Source organism: Lactobacillus taiwanensis, from assembly GCF_017894345.1.
In the GTDB taxonomy this organism is placed as follows: domain Bacteria; phylum Bacillota; class Bacilli; order Lactobacillales; family Lactobacillaceae; genus Lactobacillus; species Lactobacillus taiwanensis.
Genome location: NZ_CP059276.1, coordinates 258,019 through 277,778, shown reverse-complemented (window position 1 = coordinate 277,778; position 19,760 = coordinate 258,019). Strand labels below are relative to the sequence as shown.

19 protein-coding genes, 1 pseudogene, 1 riboswitch and 1 other annotated feature (1 of these 22 running past the window's edge) are annotated in these 19,760 nt (G+C 33.7%); of the genes and pseudogenes, 8 read left to right on the top strand and 12 right to left on the bottom strand.

Going from position 1 to position 19,760, the window contains the following annotated elements; genetic code table 11:
* Positions 1-229: a binding site (T-box leader), on the bottom strand (it extends 16 nt beyond the left edge of the window).
* 379 nt (positions 230-608) lie between these two features.
* Positions 609-1,520, top strand: coding sequence for a prenyltransferase (locus tag H1A07_RS01325; RefSeq protein ID WP_210145155.1), 912 nt, complete (start codon positions 609-611; stop codon positions 1,518-1,520).
* A gap of 53 nt (positions 1,521-1,573) precedes the next feature.
* Here H1A07_RS01325 and H1A07_RS01320 read toward each other — a convergent pair.
* Together H1A07_RS01320 and H1A07_RS01315 are read right to left on the bottom strand one after the other, a co-directional pair.
* Positions 1,574-1,986 (bottom strand): annotated as a pseudogene (locus H1A07_RS01320) (YjdF family protein).
* A gap of 164 nt (positions 1,987-2,150) precedes the next feature.
* On the bottom strand, positions 2,151-3,923 hold the full coding sequence (locus tag H1A07_RS01315; protein WP_210145154.1) for a DHA2 family efflux MFS transporter permease subunit: 1,773 nt from the start codon (positions 3,921-3,923) through the stop codon (positions 2,151-2,153).
* A 176-nt stretch (positions 3,924-4,099) separates the two neighbouring features.
* On the opposite strand from H1A07_RS01315, the gene H1A07_RS01310 reads away from it, so the two are divergent.
* Together H1A07_RS01310 and H1A07_RS01305 are read left to right on the top strand one after the other, a co-directional pair.
* Positions 4,100-4,669, top strand: a complete 570-nt coding sequence (locus H1A07_RS01310; RefSeq protein ID WP_210145153.1) for a TetR/AcrR family transcriptional regulator — start codon at positions 4,100-4,102, stop codon at positions 4,667-4,669.
* Positions 4,670-4,814: 145 nt separating this feature from the next.
* Complete coding sequence (locus tag H1A07_RS01305) at positions 4,815-4,907, top strand: putative holin-like toxin (protein ID WP_080558334.1); 93 nt, start codon at positions 4,815-4,817, stop codon at positions 4,905-4,907.
* Positions 4,908-5,066: 159 nt separating this feature from the next.
* Here H1A07_RS01305 and H1A07_RS01300 read toward each other — a convergent pair whose 3' ends face one another.
* Positions 5,067-5,576, bottom strand: a complete 510-nt coding sequence (locus H1A07_RS01300) for a YbhB/YbcL family Raf kinase inhibitor-like protein (RefSeq protein WP_210145152.1) — start codon at positions 5,574-5,576, stop codon at positions 5,067-5,069.
* Positions 5,577-5,737: 161 nt separating this feature from the next.
* Positions 5,738-6,370, bottom strand: a complete 633-nt coding sequence (locus tag H1A07_RS01295; protein ID WP_210145151.1) for a TetR/AcrR family transcriptional regulator — start codon at positions 6,368-6,370, stop codon at positions 5,738-5,740.
* Between the two features lie 206 nt (positions 6,371-6,576).
* On the opposite strand from H1A07_RS01295, the gene H1A07_RS01290 reads away from it, so the two are divergent.
* Positions 6,577-6,969: a hypothetical protein gene (locus H1A07_RS01290; RefSeq protein WP_210145150.1), complete on the top strand. Its 393-nt coding sequence runs from the start codon at positions 6,577-6,579 to the stop codon at positions 6,967-6,969.
* A 472-nt stretch (positions 6,970-7,441) separates the two neighbouring features.
* Here the strand turns inward: H1A07_RS01290 and H1A07_RS01285 are convergent, their stop codons facing one another.
* A complete protein-coding gene (locus tag H1A07_RS01285; RefSeq protein ID WP_210145149.1) occupies positions 7,442-8,467 on the bottom strand; it encodes a zinc-binding alcohol dehydrogenase family protein in 1,026 nt (341 codons plus the stop codon).
* Between the two features lie 147 nt (positions 8,468-8,614).
* On the opposite strand from H1A07_RS01285, the gene H1A07_RS01280 reads away from it, so the two are divergent.
* Entirely contained in the window at positions 8,615-8,950 is a 336-nt protein-coding gene (locus tag H1A07_RS01280; protein WP_210145148.1) for a winged helix-turn-helix transcriptional regulator, read from the top strand.
* Between the two features lie 244 nt (positions 8,951-9,194).
* Here H1A07_RS01280 and guaA read toward each other — a convergent pair whose 3' ends face one another.
* Positions 9,195-10,748 (bottom strand): glutamine-hydrolyzing GMP synthase, encoded by a 1,554-nt coding sequence (gene guaA, locus H1A07_RS01275; protein WP_210145147.1) that lies wholly within the window; start codon positions 10,746-10,748, stop codon positions 9,195-9,197.
* 187 nt (positions 10,749-10,935) lie between these two features.
* Between guaA and H1A07_RS01270 the strand changes: the two genes are divergently transcribed.
* From H1A07_RS01270 to H1A07_RS01260, 3 genes are all read left to right on the top strand, one after another.
* Entirely contained in the window at positions 10,936-11,712 is a 777-nt protein-coding gene (locus H1A07_RS01270; RefSeq protein WP_210145146.1) for a beta-carotene 15,15'-monooxygenase, read from the top strand.
* Positions 11,713-11,755: 43 nt separating this feature from the next.
* Positions 11,756-11,854, top strand: a riboswitch (purine riboswitch).
* Positions 11,855-11,925: 71 nt separating this feature from the next.
* Complete coding sequence (locus H1A07_RS01265) at positions 11,926-12,501, top strand: xanthine phosphoribosyltransferase (protein ID WP_210145145.1); 576 nt, start codon at positions 11,926-11,928, stop codon at positions 12,499-12,501.
* Positions 12,502-12,504: 3 nt separating this feature from the next.
* Positions 12,505-13,833: a nucleobase:cation symporter-2 family protein gene (locus tag H1A07_RS01260; protein WP_210145144.1), complete on the top strand. Its 1,329-nt coding sequence runs from the start codon at positions 12,505-12,507 to the stop codon at positions 13,831-13,833.
* A 93-nt stretch (positions 13,834-13,926) separates the two neighbouring features.
* Here the strand turns inward: H1A07_RS01260 and H1A07_RS01255 are convergent, their stop codons facing one another.
* The 6 genes from H1A07_RS01255 to dapD are packed head-to-tail and all read right to left on the bottom strand — an operon-like array spanning position 13,927 to position 19,752.
* Positions 13,927-14,985 carry an aspartate-semialdehyde dehydrogenase gene (locus H1A07_RS01255; RefSeq protein ID WP_210145143.1) on the bottom strand — a complete coding sequence of 353 codons (1,059 nt, stop codon included), beginning with the start codon at positions 14,983-14,985 and terminating at the stop codon, positions 13,927-13,929.
* Complete coding sequence (locus H1A07_RS01250; RefSeq protein WP_094503334.1) at positions 14,978-16,162, bottom strand: aminotransferase class I/II-fold pyridoxal phosphate-dependent enzyme; 1,185 nt, start codon at positions 16,160-16,162, stop codon at positions 14,978-14,980. The genes H1A07_RS01255 and H1A07_RS01250 overlap by 8 nt, the downstream gene beginning before the upstream one ends.
* Before the next feature lie 15 nt (positions 16,163-16,177).
* The gene (gene dapB, locus H1A07_RS01245) at positions 16,178-16,957 is read right to left on the bottom strand and encodes a 4-hydroxy-tetrahydrodipicolinate reductase (protein WP_210145142.1); all 780 of its coding nucleotides are present in this window, start codon (positions 16,955-16,957) and stop codon (positions 16,178-16,180) included.
* Entirely contained in the window at positions 16,950-17,888 is a 939-nt protein-coding gene (gene dapA / locus H1A07_RS01240; protein ID WP_210145141.1) for a 4-hydroxy-tetrahydrodipicolinate synthase, read from the bottom strand. The genes dapB and dapA overlap by 8 nt, the downstream gene beginning before the upstream one ends.
* A 2-nt stretch (positions 17,889-17,890) precedes the next feature.
* On the bottom strand, positions 17,891-19,039 hold the full coding sequence (locus tag H1A07_RS01235) for an N-acetyldiaminopimelate deacetylase (RefSeq protein ID WP_153938826.1): 1,149 nt from the start codon (positions 19,037-19,039) through the stop codon (positions 17,891-17,893).
* 2 nt (positions 19,040-19,041) lie between these two features.
* On the bottom strand, positions 19,042-19,752 hold the full coding sequence (dapD, locus tag H1A07_RS01230) for a 2,3,4,5-tetrahydropyridine-2,6-dicarboxylate N-acetyltransferase (protein WP_094498920.1): 711 nt from the start codon (positions 19,750-19,752) through the stop codon (positions 19,042-19,044).
* Positions 19,753-19,760 lie beyond the last annotated feature (8 nt).

Genomic DNA, 19,760 nt, shown 5'->3' with positions numbered 1-19,760 from the left:
ACGCGGTACCACCTATTCTTCGTTAGCAAAAAATACTAACCTCATGCACGTGCGGCCAATCAAATGATTAGCGATACGTCGCCGCTATAAAGGGCGGCCCCTGAAAATACTAATTGTCGTACTTTCCGCTCAAAGGTGATTTTCACGTAAAACTCGGCCGTCTTCTCACACCAAACGAAGATTCTCTGAAGACCACATTTCATGTTACTTTCCTTATCAAAGCTAAACTGTTATTTTTGTTAAAAATAATAATATCAAAAACAAATTATATGTCAATATAAATTTAATAAAAAAATAATTTTAATGTCATTTAGATATTCTCTCGTTTCTTTCGATTAACTATGTAAATACAAATTCTTTTTAGTAATTGTGGACGTTTTTTATTTTATAACGAAGTATTTGATTTCTGTTTCTTGCTTTTTCAATTAATCTCATACTTTGTGATATTTCTACTTATAAATCTATTCAGAATAGTCGCAAGTGCTTCCGCTATCCAAACTTTAGATTATCTTTCTGGTAGGTTCCCTTCATAATAATGTAAAGTATTTTTTCAACTAAGCAAAATTTATATTATAATTTTAAGTAATCACTATTTAAGGTAATTACTTATGAAAAAATACTCTATAATTCAAAAATTTAACGCACTTGTTCAAATACAAACAATTATCATTTCAGCCTTACCATATATTATCGGCTCATTAATGGCTAGTTATTATTATCATCATTTTAATTTAGTCTATTGGCTTTGGCTTTTTATAGCCGTAATTTCTTTTCATTTAGCCGTTAATGGTCATAATCAATATACTGATTATCTTCGCTATAAGAAAAATCACGTTACCAGTTACAATAACATTTTAGAAAAATTCGACATTTCTCGAAAATGGGCTAGAAATGTAATTATCTTATTAATTCTTGTTTCTGCCACTATTGGTATCATACTAAGCTTTAAAGTTGGCTGGATAATTCTTTTAATTGGTTTCTTCAGCTACTTAATTGGTTATTGTTACTCAGGCGGCTCTTATCCTATTTTAAAAACTCCCTTCGGCGAACCAGCTTCTGGGATTACAATGGGTTATAACATCACGCTTTTGGGGCTCTATATCAACATTTACAATATTCATCCCTTTGATGATTTTTTCTGGGCTAAGGCAATAATTGTTGCCTGCCCGGCGATATTTGTAATTGCTAATGTAATGCTAGCCAATAATATTTGTGACATGGAAGAAGATGTTAAAATTGGTCGTAAAACTCTTCCATATTATATTGGTCATAAGAATGCTTTGATTGTTTTATGCACATATTACGCTTTAGCATATATCTTTTTAATTCTAACCATTGTCTTGCACTATCTCCCTACTCTTGCTTTATGCAGTTTACTTACCATTCCATTAGTTTATCATTCAACTAGAACCTTCGTTACGGATCCTCATAAAGAAACTACGTTTAAAGGAATTTTAATGAATGTTTTGTTAGTACTAGTCAGTGAAATCATCTTCTCGCTTATAGGATTAATATGGTAATAATTAATCTAAGCATAGTAAAAAGCTCGCAATTAATTGCGAGCTTTTGTTTATTAATGACCTCGATGTTTTTTTCGACGTTTAATTTGTTTTTGTAAAAAGCGCTCTTTTTGCATTTCACGTTTTTTATCTTTATTCATCTTTTTTCTAGTTATTTTCGATTTCTCAAATTGCTTTTTAAAGCTTGTTGAGCTTTAGTGCCAATTCCACGTTCCCGAACTTCTTTATGCGCTAATCTTTGAGCTCTTTTCGGGTTAATATGATGCATTACTTCCTTATCTCGAGTTGATTTGCTAAATTGTAAGTCAGAATAATGCTCATTCACCAAGTTAATTATTTTTGGCACCGTTGGCAATGAAGTTCCCATATTAACTTGAGCCACTTTATACTGAGTACCATCGAATTGTTCAAAAATCGCTTTATAGAATGGTTCATCAAAAATAATAGTTAATACACCTTTAATCATTATGTCCCCTCCTAAAAATAAGAGGAAAGAGGGACATCCTAGGAGGGAAGGTTACTGATATAAATAAATTATACATTCGGACTACCAACCGAATTGTGTTTTTACTTTCCTTAGATCAAATTATATTAAAATTAATTGCTATTATCAAAATAGTATCCCTACCACTAGTTACTGGCTTCTTTTCGATCTGCAAACCAACATAAAGGCAACCAAATAATCGTTAATAAACTAGTTAGGATGAACACCTGCGCAAAAGCATTTGCAAGTTCATTATTCTTCTTAGCTTGAATTTTATTTAACGCAGAGATCAATTGTTGCTTTTGAGCCAATAATTTAACAGCTATTCCTATTTTTCTTTGTCCTTTACTTAAAGTATTTATACTTTGCTTTAATTGAGGTACTGGTAATACACCTAATTTTTCGGTTCCATGATTTAGCTTTTGACTCGCTAAATATAATTTTCTATAAGCCGTTCCTTTCTCTGGTATTGGTAAATTAGCCGTATCTTTAGCAGCTTGCCTTATTTTAACTTTCATCTGCTTTTGCTTACTATTTATCTTATTATCATTTTTTGAGTTTTTAAAAACTAAGCTAATCTGTTGTCGAGCCACTTTTTTAACTTCTGGAGAAAGATTTTTCTTATGAATTTGAGTATATGCAGTTTCTCGAATATTATTTTTAGCACTTACTACGTTATTATTAAGTACAGTCACTAATAATGCCATTCCTATCGCTTGACCAACATATCTAGCAGCATTAACTACCCCAGATCCAATACCAGTTTTTTCGACTGGTAAATATTTAACTGATGAAGTTAAGGCTATAGCAGTAAAGCCAAGTCCTATACCAATGATAATATTACAACTAACAATGATATCCTGGTTAGTATTGATTTTAATCATACCTAGCATTGCTAGGCCACCCGCAGTAACAACTAAGCCGATTCCAATTAACATCCTAGCACTAATAGTTCTATACATTTTTGTTGCTAGAGGCATCCCTATTGCGATGGCTAATGATGCTGGAATAATTAAATAAGCTGAATGTAATGCTGAATAGTTTTTAACGTTTTGCAAGAAGTAGTTCAAAATTAAGGATGGTCCTATAATTGCAAAACCAAAAACCATATAGATGATACAAGAAGCTGAAAAAGTCTTCTCTTTAAATAAATTTAAATTAACAATAGGTGATTGAACCTTCACTTCTACCATGATGAATAATATTAAGCTAATCAAACTTCCAACAAAACATCCAACAATAATATTTGAATTCCAGCCATACTCTCTACCCTCTAGTAAGCCAAAACATAGTGAACCCATAAATCCGGTTAAAAAGATCACTCCTAGCCAATCGACAGATTTACTAATTGACTCATCATATGATTCATTTGTTCCAAGCAAAATTAGTAAGAAAGCAATAAGTGAAATTGGAATATTAATTCCAAAAATCCAATGATAACTTTGATAGTTAATGATTACCCCACCTATTGCAGGTCCACCAGCGGCAGCTAATGCGCTAAATGCTCCCATTAACGCAGTAATTTTACTAGTATTTGCTTTTCCAAATAACTCAATACCCATTGGTAAAACAATAGGCGTTAAAATTGCTCCTCCTATTCCCTGAAAGAAACGATAAGCGATTAACAACTTTAACGAGTCTGCTGTCATACAAGCAAAAGAAAATCCGCCAAAGATAATAACTCCCAACAACATAATCTTTTTACGACCAAAAATATCTGCTAATTTTGATGCAGTAATAATAAATGCTGCCATTGCTAAAACATAGATTGTAGCAACCCAACTAGTATCTGTTAATCCGGTTTTTAAGTCTTTCATAATGTCGGGTAAAGCAATATTAACAATTGTTGCATCTAATGCTCCCATGAACATTGCAAGTATTAAACCAATAAAGCCAATAATTTTTCTTGTTTTTGACATTGTCTATTCCTCCCGTTTTAACTCTGTCATTTACAGTTAAAAATTATTGACACACGTGTGACATTAACTGTAATATCACCATACAAAGAAATTTTTTATTTGACAATAGATTCAGTGAAAACTTAAATTATGTCTCACTTTAAATAGAAGTGTGTCAAAATTAGGAGTAATAGGCGATGACAAATAGAATGTCCAAGCAAAATAAAGAAAAAATTTTAAAAAGCTTTTTTAAACTATTAGAGGAAAAACCATATTCTGAAATTACGATTGTGGATATTTCGATTGATGCAAGTGTGTCACGAAAGACCTTTTATCGTTTATTTAAAAATAAAGAAAATTTATTAAATACATATATTGATCAGATACTTAATGATTGGATTACTTATGCTAATAAAGAGAATCCTCAAAATTATGAAGATCTAATCACTTTACTTTTTGAATTTTGGAAACGATACATTCCTCAATTAACTATTTTAGTTAATGCAAATCTATCGCCGGTAATTTTAAACAAATTCAATTCTATTTTTCCACAGTACTTCATGGATTTTCATAACCAGCATCCCTCTATTTCTTACCCAGGCAACGAATATGAATCAATCCAAATGAAATATATTGCTCTTTTAAGTGTTGGTAGTTTATGGAATGCATTTTCTACTTGGTTAATCAATCCTACTGAAATCTCACTATCTAATTTAGCTGCTTTGGCCAAGAACAATTTTTTGTACACAAAAAGCCCGCGAAATTAATCGCGAGCTTTTTGACTAATCCATATTCTGTTGCAAACAAATTTTCGTTATAATTATATCCGCAGAAAGTTTTATGAGCGGTGGCTGTTTTTCCTCCTGGAGGTGAGTCCTATGGACCGACATCAATCAGAAAGGGTTCAGCCACATGAGCGTGTACGAGGCTATCTCGTTAATGCTGTTGTTTGGTACTTTTGTGTTAGCTTTGCTAACATATATCGACAACCACAACAAAAAATAAAAAACGCCGCTCAATTCATAACTTTGGCAGGTTTATTGAGTAGGCGCATGTCAACTTTATAACTTTAGCCGCCGCTCTTAAAGCGGGCTGCATGGGAGATCTTCGGATCTCCCTTTTTCTTTATCTAAATTATAGCATATTTATTAGTAACTTTGACTTTTACTTTGCTCTACTTGGAACTGAAATAGTCGCACTATCAATTATATGACCTTCCATTTTATGCAAAAAGTCGTTTAACCAATAGCCTTTTTTTAGATCAAGTTTTGTATCTAATGCATACACGGTTAAAGTGTAATAGTGCGTTTTATCAGGAGGCATCGGACCTGTATAGCCTTCAACTGGGCCAGAATTTTCACCTAAAAACCTGCTAATATTGCTATTATTTCCTTGGACGAAATCAAGGCTGGTATTCTTAGAATGACTAATATTAGCTGGAACATCTTGAACCGGAAGATTGGCAGCTAACCAGTGAATCCAAGTAAATCCACAGACTGGAACTGAATCAAAATCTCTAAAATATACAGCTAAAGTTTTTGCATTATCAGGTGCATCAGTAATGAAAATTGGGAAAGATCTACTAGGCTTTCCTTCAATCTTTTGATCAGCATTGGCAAATTTACTGTAGCAATCTAGAATAAACCCATTCATAGTTGGAATTTCGATTTTCATTGACGTATCCCCTAAAACTATGTTTTTAATTATTAGTCTTCTCATGCTACTTCCTATTTAAGTACAATTATTTCTCAATTGCCAACAAAACTACTTAATTCAATGCTTTAGCCAGTTATCGTGGAGTTCAGCCTAATATACTGTAAATTATTTTGTTGTCTCTATTTTTTATTTATATTCATAGAAGCTACTGGTGACTCACGTAAAAATGTAAGTATACTCTGACGAACGTCATATGGAGCTAATCTATCACTGTATTCAAGCAAAACTCTTACCATGCCAATGATACTATGTACAAATACCTGCACACTAATCATCATTCTCATTTGCCCTTTTTCGTCCATTTTTAACTCATCAATATTTTTCATCTGGCTCATACGCTTCATAATTTCCTCACAACCAGTCTGGAAAATCATATTATAAAAACGCGTATCTCCATTATCCGATAACAAGACTTGTATTTCTTTTTTATGTGCATAACAAAACTCAATGGTATTTTTTGTTGCATTTAAAATAGTTTCTAACTGATCTTCAAAAGGTGTATCTAAATCAAGCTCTCCTAGTGAATCACGATCTTTTTCAACATTTTTTAGATACTCTGCAACAAAGTTATCTTCTGTATCTCTTAGTAGATCATTGACATCTGAATAATATTGATAAAACGTTCTAGTACTTACGCCAGCTTTATCAATAATATCTTTTACTTTTAGCTCATGCACACTCTTATTTTCTAAGCAGCCTAAAAGAGCAGCAATTAAATTATTCTTTGTATTCTGTACTCTAATATCACTCAAACTTGTTCCTCACTTCTCTTTCCTAGATATTTATCATCTGTAACTTTCTTTTACTTAATTATTAAAAATATTATATCAAAAGTAAAATAACTTTTTACTTTTGATATAAAAAATTTTTCTTTTTCAACTTAGTTAATATTCATTGTTTTTACTTTTTTCAATTTATATACTTTAGGTGCTACAGTTAGAACAGGAATTGATATACGATGATTAATTTAAACAACAATGATTATCAAATTAGTAAAAAAGATAAAAAATTACTTAGACAATTTGAAAAACAAGTATTAAATTCTCAAATTTTATATCCTTTTCATCCGATTAGACATATCAATTGCGAATTTTTTCACTTTATTAAAAGTTCCGGAAAAGATCTATTAATTGATTTCGTTATGCAGCCACAAAAACGTAATTTGATTTTTTCAGAGCTACTATTTATTAGCTACAAATACTTAACTAAAGTTAGATACGGCATTGACGACTATTTCCTTAGAAAAAATTGGGTTAATCTGATTAATGTTTCATACACCAACGACATTATTACTAATGTCTCATCTTTCCTAACTAAGATCGATGAAGCAAATAAGCTTGAGTTTAATTAAATATTATAAAAAGCCTATTAAATCTGAAGTGCCATAGAAAAGTTAGCAGAACACAGAGTTAGGAAAGGAAATCGTCTTCTTCAAAGATTCAATCGACACAGTGAATGATATTCTGATAACCAAAGAATCAATACTTTTATATCAATACTAACTAAACTAATCGACTCTCTTTCATAAAAAGTCTAATATGAGTCATGAGGAAATAACGGTTAGACCGTTAGCTAATTAAGATATTAGTTAAGATTGGTTATAGAAAAAAAGCTCCAACAAAAGTTGGGGCTTTTTTGCTTAGTGTATTTTACGCTAGGTTTGCAAACATATAGTGATTAACACAACTAAAAATAATTAAAATGCTATTTACTGTTTTTATTAATTTCTACCAGTCTAGCATTAGTCTTAAAAAAGCAAAAAAAGGCCCCTAGCTTGTAAACTAAGGGTCACTGGCAAACAATTAATGCTTGTAAGAACTATCTTAATTATTCTCCCAGTCAGAAACCACAACTTTTCCAGTCATGTGACCACTTTCCACTAATTTATGAGCCTTGCGTAAATTTGTTGCATTCAAAGGTGTTAATGACTTAGTCATAGTGCATCTAAGTTTACCACTATCTAACATTTGCGCGATTTTGTCTAAAATATCATGCTGAGTAATCATATCATCTGTTTGATAATAGGATTTTGTATACATCCATTCCCATGAAAAGTGTGCTTTCTTTTTAGTTAACAATCTCAAATTAATTAGACGATGGTTTTCAGTAATTGAAACAATGTGTCCTTCAGGCTTAATTAATTCACACATTTCTTTCCAGTGACCATCTAAATCTTTTAATTCCAAAATATAATCAACATACTTGAAACCTAATTTTCTCACTTGTTTTACCAAATCTTCACGGTGATTTACTACATAATCAGCACCATGATCTTGTGTCCATTTGATACTGTCTGGGCGAGATGCAGTAGCAATAACTGTTAGCCCTGCTAAATGTGCTAGTTGAGTTGCAACAGACCCTACTCCTCCAGCACCATTAATAATTAAAATTGTTTTATGTTGATTATTCTCTTGATTCCAGGTTAAATCCATTTGTTCAAATAAGGCTTCGTACGCGGTAAGAGAGGTTAAAGGCATTGCGGCTGCTTCATTATCTTTTAAAGTTTCTGGAGCATGACCACCTATTCTTTTATCAACCAGTTGATACTCACTATCACTACCTGAGCGAATAAATGAACCTGCATAAAATACACGATCACCAGGTTTAAAAAGGCTAACCTTAGATCCTACTTCTTCAACTACACCACATGCATCCCAGCCAATTACTTTTGGAGTCTTTAAAACTGAATGTCCTCCTTTTCTTACTCCAATATCTACTGGATTGACTGATACTGCATTTACTTTTACCAGCAAATCATGTCCCTTAGCAGTAGGCTTTTTCATTTCAAAGTCAATCAGGCTTTCAGGATCATCAATTTTCAAATGTTTTTTAAATCCAATTGCTTTCATTTTTATCTCCTTTTCTATTTACTAATTAATTGTAAGTGTAATATAAATAAAAACAAGAAGTGAATTTTTTCTTACTAAGTAACAAATTCTTCCCTAGCTCGATCCAATATAAAGATTTAAAATGAATTATTATATCGAGGTGAGAGAATGCCACATCATATTTATAATTGTGCCGAAGGTTGTCCTGTTGAAAGCACACTTCAAATTATCTCAGGCAAATGGAAAAGCGTAATTATCTATCATTTAATCAAAGAAAAGAACTGTCGCTTCAATGAATTGCAGAAGTTGATGCCTAATTGTTCAAGACGAATGTTATCACTGCAATTAAAAGAATTAGAAAACGATCAAATTATTGCTACAACGATCTTTCCAACCGTGCCGCCTAAAACCAGTTATCAATTAACATCATTAGGTAAAACTCTTACTCCATTAATTCTAGAAATGGAAAAATGGGGAAATAGGTATAATCAATTACATGAATAAAAGCCCTTAGTTTTTATACTAAAGGCTTCTTATTTTGGCATACTTTGGCAAACATGATACTTCTTCGAATCAAATATCATCTTCTCCAATTACTGCTATTACAAAGGTTTTACCATGCATCCCTATTTATATTTTTGGCATACATTTTGGCATACAACCTTATCTTTTTTTATTATTTTTGAGCTGGTTTCATTCCTTAAAATGCTTTTAAATCAAGGTTTACCATTCAAATTACATTGTCCGCTTATTCCCATTCAATAGTGGAAGGTGGCTTACTGGTAATATCGTAAACTACGCGATTAATGTGGTCACATTCATCTACAATTCTAGTAGAAATCTTGCTCAAAACATCCCATGGTAATTTAGCAAAATCAGCAGTCATACCATCAATTGAAGTTACGGCACGAATACCGATGGTGTAGTCATAAGTACGGCCATCCCCCATAACACCAACTGAACGAATACCTGGAAGAACAGTGAAATATTGCCAAACATCTTCTTGAAGTCCTGCTTTTTTAATTTCATCACGTAAAATTGCATCACTTTCGCGCACAATCTTAAGCTTATCCTCAGTAACTTCGCCAAGAACGCGAATTCCAAGACCTGGTCCTGGGAATGGTTGACGCCATACTAAATCATGCGGAATGCCTAATTTTTCGCCAAGAACGCGAACTTCATCCTTGAAAAGCTTACGAAGTGGCTCAATCAATTCAAAATGCATGTCTTTAGGAAGTCCACCAACATTGTGATGAGATTTGATTGTTTGTGCAGTATTAGTACCTGACTCAATGACATCCGTATATAAAGTACCTTGAGCTAAGAAATCAACATCCTTTAACTTCTTAGCTTCTTCATTGAAGACCTCAATAAATTCCTTACCAATGATCTTACGCTTTTGTTCAGGATCAGTTACTCCCTTGAGTTCGTTCAAGAAACGTTCTTGTGCGTTAACGCGAATAATGTTAACTCCAAGATCCTTATTCAAAGCTTTCATTACTTGATCGCCTTCATCTTTACGAAGCATCCCGTGATCAACAAAGATTGCAGTTAACTGATCACCAATTGCTTTATGGAGTAGAGTTGCCGTAACACTTGAATCTACCCCACCAGAAAGTCCCAAGATAACTTTCTTATCGCCAACTTTTTGACGAATTTCGTCAACTTGCATATCAATAAAGTCATCCATAGTCCAGTTAGCTTTCGCACCACAAACTTTAAAAGCGAAGTTCTTTAAAATATCTAAACCATATTCTGAATTACGAACTTCAGCATGAAATTGAATACCATAGAATTTCTTTTCATCATTGGCTATTGCAGAAATTGGACAATTCTTACTCTTTGCAGTAACCGTAAAACCTTCTGGAGCCTTAGTTACTAAATCTCCATGACTCATCCAAACGTATTGTTCTTTAGGCAAACCTTCAAATAACACTGCATCGGAATCCGTTACTTCAATATCAGCACGACCATATTCTGAATTATCAGCTTTTTCAACGTTGCCACCTAGGTCATAACTCATTAATTGCATCCCGTAACAAATACCCAAAATTGGAATGCCAAGCTTAAAAATTTCAGGATCAACTTTTAATGCACCATCATCATAAACACTGTTTGGTCCACCAGAAAAAATGATTCCCTTTGGATTCATTTTCTTGATCTTATCAATGCTTAAATCATGTGGTAAAAGTTCTGAATAAATACCAAAGTCACGGATTCGACGAGTAATCAATTGGTTATATTGACTACCAAAATCAAGAACAATAATCTTGTCAAAATCGTTTAGATTAGTCTTAGACACAATTTTCTCCTTCCAAAAAATAATTCATCCTTATTTACTAGAAACTTTACTAAGAAAAATTCAATTGGTCAATCATTAATTTATAATTTAATTTCACAAGCATTAAAATATCGTTCTCATAGTCTGTTATATAAAATTAAAGTAAAACTATATTACTTCAGCTTTATATACAAAAGAGGTGACTTTTATGTCTGAAAGAGATTATCTATCTCAGTCTTCTGTTCAAGAATTCTTAACTGCAAGAAAACGTAGCTCAACTTTTATTGCTACTGGAGTGATGCTTTGTATTTTTTCACCGATCACTTTATTGCTTTTAATTAGTCTAACCAAATTAGGTACTCTAACTTCATCCATCAACTTTGCAACCGGAATTGGAGTAATTGCTATACTAGTTCTCGTTGCCATCGCTGCTGCCTGCTTTATTGCCGGTAATTACTGGCTAAAAGTAAACGAAAATTATGAATATGAAGATTGTAATCTTTCTGAGGAATTGCATAAAAAAATTCTCAAGGAAAGTAGAGATTACGAAAACAAACACTGCATCTTTAAAATTATTGGTATCGCTTTTTGTATTCTGTCTGCTATTCCTCTTATGAGTGGTGCTTTATTCACTGATGCTCTCTCCAATAGTCGATTAGATGATTTTATGACTGGTCTTTCTTCAATTACAATTTTTCTTGTTGGTATTGGTGTCTTTTTCTTGGTTAAAACTAATATTGTTCACGATAGTTTTAATATTATTTTGCAAATAGATGATTATACTACAGAGAAAAAAGCTAGCAAAAAAGTCATTGAAAAATATACAAGCATTTATTGGATGATAATTGCTTTTATCTACTTAACCTACAGCTTTCTGAGCAATAACTGGCAACAAAGCTGGGTTATTTGGCCACTCGCAGGCGTGGCATATGGAATTTTCGAAGCAATTTTATCTTTAAAAAAGAAAAAGGCAATTTCAGAGTAACAGCTTCTAAAAAGCTACTTGTGTTCGGAAAATGATTCTGCTACACTCTAAATATCAAAATATCTATATATCGTCGTAATAAGGTCGACAGTTTCTACCCGGAACCAATTAATTCTGGACTATAGGTAATCGATGTCATAAGTAGCAGTACAAAGGACTTCTTTTACCCTAATTCACGGGTAGAAGGGGTCTTTTTTATGCAGGAGGAATAAATTGAAATTACTTGAGGAACGGATTCGCAAAGATGGAGAGGTATTGGATGGAAGCGTTTTAAAAATTAACTCTTTTCTTAATCATCAAGTCGATCCGGAACTTATGATGCAAGTAGGCAAAGAATTTAAGCGTTTATTTGAAAATGAAAAGATCACTAAAGTTCTTACTTGCGAAGCTTCAGGAATTGCACCTGGTATCATGGCAGCTTATCAATTGGGCGTTCCAATGATTTTTGCAAGAAAGAAAAAGCCATCTACTCTCAACGATGCTGTTTATTGGGCAGACGTATTTTCTTATACCAAAAAAGTTAATAACAAAATTTGTGTTGAAAAGAAATTTTTAAGTAGTGATGACCATTTATTAATTATTGACGATTTCTTAGCACATGGTGAAGCTGTTAAGGGAATGCTTAATATTGCCAAACAAGCAGATGCATCTGTAGCAGGTGTCGGCGTAGTGGTAGCTAAAGAGTTTCAAGGTGGTAGTGACTGGGTTAAAGAACATGGTTATCGTCTTGAAGCCTTAGCTAGAATTGCCCACTTTGAGAATAATCAAGTGTATTTTGTAGGAGAATAATAAATGAAGCATATGCAAGTTAACCACAAAAAAGCAGCTCTATTAGGTTTGCAGCACTTATTAGCAATGTACTCAGGAGCGATTGCAGTTCCTCTTTTAATTGGAACAGCTTTAAAATTCAACTCCACACAAATGACTTATCTAGTTTCAATTGATATTTTCATGTGTGGTTTAGCCACTGCGCTACAGCTCTTCCGTAACCGTTACTTTGGAATTGGCTTGCCAGTTGTCTTAGGATGTGCAATTCAAGCAGTTGCTCCTCTTCAAATGATTGGTAAAAAATTTACTATCGGTGCAATGTACGGTGCTATTATTGTAGCCGGTATTTTCGTATTTTTAGTTGCTGGTTATTTTTCAAAAATAAAGAAACTCTTTCCGCCCGTTGTAACAGGAAGTTTAATCACAGTTATCGGGCTTTCCTTAATTCCAGTTTCTATTCAAAATCTTGGTGGCGGTAATTCTGCAGCTAAAAATTTTGGTGATCCTAAAAATCTTTTAACTGGCTTTATAACTGTAGCAATTATTCTTGCCCTTCAAGTTTGGGGAAAAGGATTTATCAAATCCATCGCTGTTTTAGTGGGGTTAATTGCAGGAACTTTAATTGCAAGTACACTTGGGATGGTATCACTAACACCAGTTGCACAAGCTTCTTGGTTCCACTTACCTCAACCTTTTTACTTTGGAATGCCACAGTTTGAGTGGTCATCTAGTTTAACAATGATCATTATTGCTCTCGTTTCAATGGTTGAATCTACTGGAGTATTCTTTGCTATTGGTGATTTACTCCACAAAGATATCACAAGCGATGACCTCAAAAAAGGTTATCGTGCTGAAGGGCTCGCACAGATCCTTGGCGGAATCTTTAACACATTCCCCTACACTACTTTTTCACAAAATGTTGGTTTACTTGAATTATCAGGTATCACTACTAAAAGACCTATTTACTGGGCATCAGGCTTTTTAATGTTAATGGGATTATTGCCAAAATTTGGTGCCTTAGTAACTATTATTCCAAACTCTGTTTTGGGCGGAGCAATGTTAGTAATGTTTACTATGATTGCCGTTCAAGGGATGCGGATGCTTAAACGCGTTGATTTTGAGGATACTCGCAATATTTTAATCGTTGCTATTTCAATTGGCCTCGGCTTAGGCGTTACTGTTTATCCACAAGTTTTCCAAGCTTTACCTGAAACTGTTCAGTTACTCCTCGGAAATGGTATTGTTGTAGCTAGTTTAAGTGCTACTATCCTCAACCTATTATTTAAAGGAAAATCCGGTTTAGAAGAACAACATATCCCTGCTGCACCAGAAAAGATTGAAATACAACATTAATTAACAAAGTCTTAATATCCCCTCTAGGGTGTATATCTATAAATAAAAAGATTCGAGAAAATATCCTCGAATCTTTTCTATTGCTATTTTAGTTTATACTAAGTTCATTTTTACCAAATATTCTGCATTTTCAACAGTATTCCATGCAGCGCCTTTCAACAAGTTGTCCGCAACTACCCACATATTAAAAGCACCCTTATTTTCATAGTCAGGTCTTATCCGGCCAACAAATGTATCACGTGATCCTTCCGCAGTAATCGGCTGTGGATATATTTGATTCTTAATATCATCTTGCAAAACAACCCCTGGAAAATCTGCAATTGTATTCATAATATCTTGCGCAGTAGCAGTTTCATCTTCCACTGTAAAGTAAACACTTTCTCCATGCGCAATCGGTACTGGAACACGAACACAAGTAGCAGTCACCTTAATATCTTGCGAATTCATGTCATTAAGCATAATCTTCTTAGTTTCATGAATCATTTTCCATTCTTCATGAGAATAACCGTTATCTTCTAAAACATCAATTTGTGGTAACAAGTTAAATGCTAAAGGATAATGTTTTTTATCACCTTTAGTTGGTAAAATTTTTGCACCGTTTTGCATATCTTTACCATCTAAATAATCTTGAGTTTCCCTTTTTAATTCTTCAATTGCAGCTTGTCCAGCACCAGAAGCTGCTTGATAAGTAGAAACAATGATTTGTTTCAAGCCAAACTTTCTACGTACTGGTTCAAGTGCCATTACCATTTGAATAGTTGAACAGTTAGGATTAGCAATAATGCCATGGTGATTTTTTAAGGCTTCTGGATTAACTTCTGGTACTACTAATGGTACATCTTCATCCATTCTAAAAGCACTAGTATTATCAACACAAACCGCTCCACGTTTAACTGCTTCTGGCAAGAACTTTTTAGAAACTCCACCACCAGCTGATGATAAAACTAAGTCTATTCCATCAAAAGATTCTGGAGTAGTTTCTTCAACAGTTAATTCTTGATCTCTAAATTTAAGTACTGTTCCAGCTGATCTAGATGAAGCAAGCAATTTAACGCTTTTAACTGGAATCGTTGACTGAGCTAATTGTTCAATCATTCTTCTACCAACAGCACCCGTAGCACCTAAAATCGCAACATTATATTCTTTAGTCATCTTCATTATCCTCTTTCAAAAATTCGCTAATCCTTTTCATAGCAATACGTAAGCTATCATCTGACGAAGCATATGATAAACGTACATATCCTTCGCCACCTGGTCCAAAAGCACTACCAGGAGTAACTCCAACTTTTTTCTTAAAAGCTAAATCAAGTGCAAATTGCATATCATCTTTACCATATTTTGCTGGAATTTTAGCAAAAATATAAAACGCTCCTTGTGGATTAACAACATCAAAACCGAGATTGGTTAATTCATTAAATACAAATTTACGTCTTTTTTCATAAATTTTTCGATATTTTTCAACGTCTTCGTATCCATTATTTAATGCTTCAATAGCGGCAGCTTGAGAAGAATCAGTTGTTGTAGTTACCATCAATCCATGAACTTTACTTACTTGTTCCATTACCTTCTTAGGGCCAGCAATATAACCTAAACGATAACCAGTCATTGCATGAGATTTTGATAAACCTGAAATATATAAAGCACGCTCAGGAATTTCAGTAGCAATTGAATAATGATCAACGCCGTAGGTTAAAGAACTATAGATTTCATCGGTAATTACATAGAGGTGATATTTTCTAATAATCTGAGCTAGCTGTTTAATTTCTTCCTTTGTATATTCAACTCCAGTGGGGTTAGTAGGATAATTCAAGATAATCGCTTTTATATTAGGCTCTGTTTTAAGGGTCGTTTCTAATTTTTCAGCCGTCAATTTAAAATTATCGGCAGCAGTATTTACAAGTGAATATTGCACGCCTGCCAAGTTGGCAACAGGCCAATATAAAGAAAAGACTGGTGTTGGTACTAAAATTTTATCTTCGGGATTAAGCAGAGTAAAAATAGCTGCATTAATTGCTTCAGTAGCTCCAACTGTTGCTACAATCTCACTTTCGGGATCATATTTAATTTGAATTTTTTGCGCTAAAAAATTACTGATAGCTTCCAAAAGCTCCTTTTTTCCTTTTTGAGGAGCATAATGTGAATCATTATTTTCAATACTTTCAATTGCGGCTTGTTTCACGTGTTCTGGCGTATTTAAATCTGGCTCACCCAAAGTTAACTTAATAATACCTGGGATTTTTGAAACTTTATTATCAAAAATTCTAATTCCTGATGGCTTTAAATTCTGAACTTTTTCACTAAAATGAAGATCATTAGCTAATTCTGGCATTTTAGTCCTCACAATCTATAAAATATTCTCTAACCCAATTACCAGTTCATTCAAAGCTGATACCTTTTCAAGAGCAACTTTTACCCCACTCATAAATGATTCACGGTCGAAAGAATCTTGTCTGATCGTTAAAGCTTCACCATTTCCTCCAAACAGTACCTGTTCATGAGCAATATATCCTGGTAAGCGCACTGAATGAATCTTAATTCCTTGATAATCACCACCGCGAACATTTTTTAAACTTTCAACTTCATCAGGAGCTGTTTCATGTTCAGGACGATTTTCTGCAATTAACTTTGCGGTACTTAAGGCAGTACCGGACGGAGCATCTTTTTTATCTGCATGATGCATTTCAATAATTTCCACATCTGGAAAGTATTTTGCTGCTTCTTTAGCAAATTTCATCAATAAAACTGCTGACATTCCAAAGTTAGGCGCAATTAACCCGCCTACTTGCTCTTTTCTAGATAAAGCAAGTAATTCTGTTTCTTGATCATCACTTAACCCGGTAGTACCAACAACCGGCGAAATATGATAGTTTAGCGCAAATTTAACATTTTCATATACTGCAGTTGGTGTTGTAAAATCAATCCAAATATCAGCTATGTCTTCTGGAATTTCACTTATCTGTTTAAAAATTTGAGCATCTTTTGGTAGAGAATATTTTTCTGGATCATTTTTTGCTATCGGACTAAGACCTGCTACGATTTCAAAATCTTCCATTTTATTTACCAAATTAACGGCTTTTTGTCCCATTGCGCCGGTAAAACCTGCAATTAATACTTTTTTAGTCATCTTTTTCAACTTCTTTTCCTAAATCCAGTGCTAATTTATTCATCAATGCATCATCACTTAACCCTAATTTTTGAGCAAGGATAACTTTTTCTTCATTATTTAAACTAACTAATGGTAAACGGCAATCTCCAGTATTAAATCCTTGCGCATTTAATACTGCTTTAACTGGCGACGGTGATGGATACATAAAAAGAGCTGCCATTTTTGGTGTAAGCCAGCGTTGTAATCGAGCAGCTTCAGGATAATTACCTGCATATAGGTTATCGTACATTTTTCTCATTTGTTTTGAATAAATATGAGAAGCAACTGAAACAACCCCATTAGCCCCAAGCAATCGAGCAGTTAAAGCTTGACTATCTTCACCAGTAAAGACTTGGAAGTCACTATCTTTGTGGTCAATAATATATTCCAATTCTTCTAAACTTGCACATTGCTTAATTCCCTTAATATTTTCTACATGAGAAAGTTGTACAATCGTTTCTTGATTCATCTTTACACCAGTTCGACCAGGGATATTGTAAATTAAAATTGGTAGATTTACATTTTCTGCTACTGCCGTAAAGTGAGCTACCATACTACGTTGATTAGGTTTGTTATATGGCGGTACCACGATCAAGGCATAGTCTATCCCCTTAATTTTAGCCACTTCATTGGTAAAAGCAACTGTTTCAGCTGTATTATTACTTCCAGTCCCAGCAATCACTGGTACTCGTCCATTAACAATTTCACCAAACTTTGTGTAAAGTTCAATTTTTTCATCATGAGACAATTCAGGTGTTTCACCTGTCGTACCACCAATGACAAAACCATTAGTACCTTGATTAATTAAATAATTGGTTAACTTTTTCAAGCTATCAAAATTAATTTTTTCATTTTCACCAAATGGTGTCACAATAGCCGTTAACAAATCAGCATCCCTTAATCTTGTCATTTTTAATTCTCCATTCTATTAATCAAAAATCCCTTAACTGCGTCAACTCCGCGCATAATGCTCTTTTCATTAGGTGTTAAAGTAGCTGAATGAAGTTCTGAATCATCTTCTACTCCCAGCCAAAACATTACGCCTGGAAACTTAGCCAATAAAAAGCCAAAATCTTCTCCTGTCATTGCTGGTGGAGTTTCAATGTATTTAACTTCAGGATTATTTTTCATATATGAAATAAACTTTTTAGTTAATTCAGGATCGTTCTCAACTGGCCAATAACCGCCTTGATTTAATTTCAACTTTACTTCCATATTGTAGCTGCGAGCAATTCCCTGACATATATCTCTTAAACGATCATCAATTTCTAGAATCATTTTTTGAGTTAACCCCCGAATAGTGCCCTCAATACGTGTATGACCTGCAATTACATTTCGAATCGTTCCTGCTTCAACCTTACCCAAAGTGATAACACCACTTTGAATAGGATCAATACTACGCGAAATAATTGTCTGGATTTGCATAATTAAACTAGCACTTGCTACTACGGTATCATTAGCATTTTGTGGAAAAGCAGCATGTCCACTTTTACCATTTACATCAATATTAACTTCTGTTGTTCCAGCAAATAAAGTTCCTATCCGACAGCCAATTGCGCCCGCTGGTAAATTAGGATTATCATGCAATCCATAGAATTCATCAGGTTTAAATTGATCATGAAAGATTCCTAGTTCATAAGCCTTTTTACCGCCGCTCTCACTTTCTTCAGCTGGCTGAAAAAAGAACAATAAATTATCTTGGGGTTGATTTTCACTAAAATAACTCAAAAGTCCTAAGGCAACTGTCATATGAATATCATGTCCACAAGCATGCATTATATTTGAATGTTTTGAGGAATATGATAGGCCTGTCTTTTCAGTTACAGGTAAAGCATCAATATCTGTACGATAACCAATTGTTCGCTTAGGATTACTTCCTTTAACCAAGACTAATATTGCCGTTGGTAATTTTTGGGGAATCTCTATTTCTAAATAGTCTTGTTTTAATTGATCAATAATACTTAAAAGATAATCATGAGTTTGAAATTCTTTTAGCGCAAGTTCAGGAATTTGATGTAAATGCCGTCTAATTTCAATTAATTCTGCTTCACTTAAAATCATCTTTATATCTTTCTTAAATTATCTTCAAGGCCCGTTTTACTTTTAGTCTTTTCGTCAATATTTTTAATAAACTTAGCAGGCACTCCGGCCACCATTGTATGAGGAGCAACATCATGCGTTACAATTGCACCAGCTGCAATTACTGCACCTTCACCCACATGAACGCCTTCAATTACAACAGCGTTTGCGCCAATTAAAACATTATCGTCAATTCTGACTGGTTGAGCTGAAGCTGGTTCAATTACACCCGCAAGCACGGCATTTGCACCTATATGACAGTGCTTACCAACAATTGCACGTCCACCTAAAACAGCACCCATATCAATCATTGAGTTATCACCAATTTCAGCACCAATATTGATAATGGCACCCATCATAATGACTGCATTTGCACCAATTTCAACTTGATCACGAATAATTGCTCCTGGTTCAATGCGAGCATTAAACTTTTTCAAATCAAGCAAGGGAACAGCGGAATTTCTAGCATCATTTTCAATCACATAGTCGACTATTTTATCTTTATTATTATCTAAGACTGTCTTAACTATTTTCCAGTCTCCAAAAATCACACCACTATGATCTTCAATAAATGTTTGAATACCTTCAGGAAATTCAATTTCACTTAATTGTCCTTTAAGATATACCTTAACAGGGGTCTTTTTAGGAGCATTGCCAATGTAGTTGATAATACTTTGTGCATCTAATTTCGTCATATTAATCT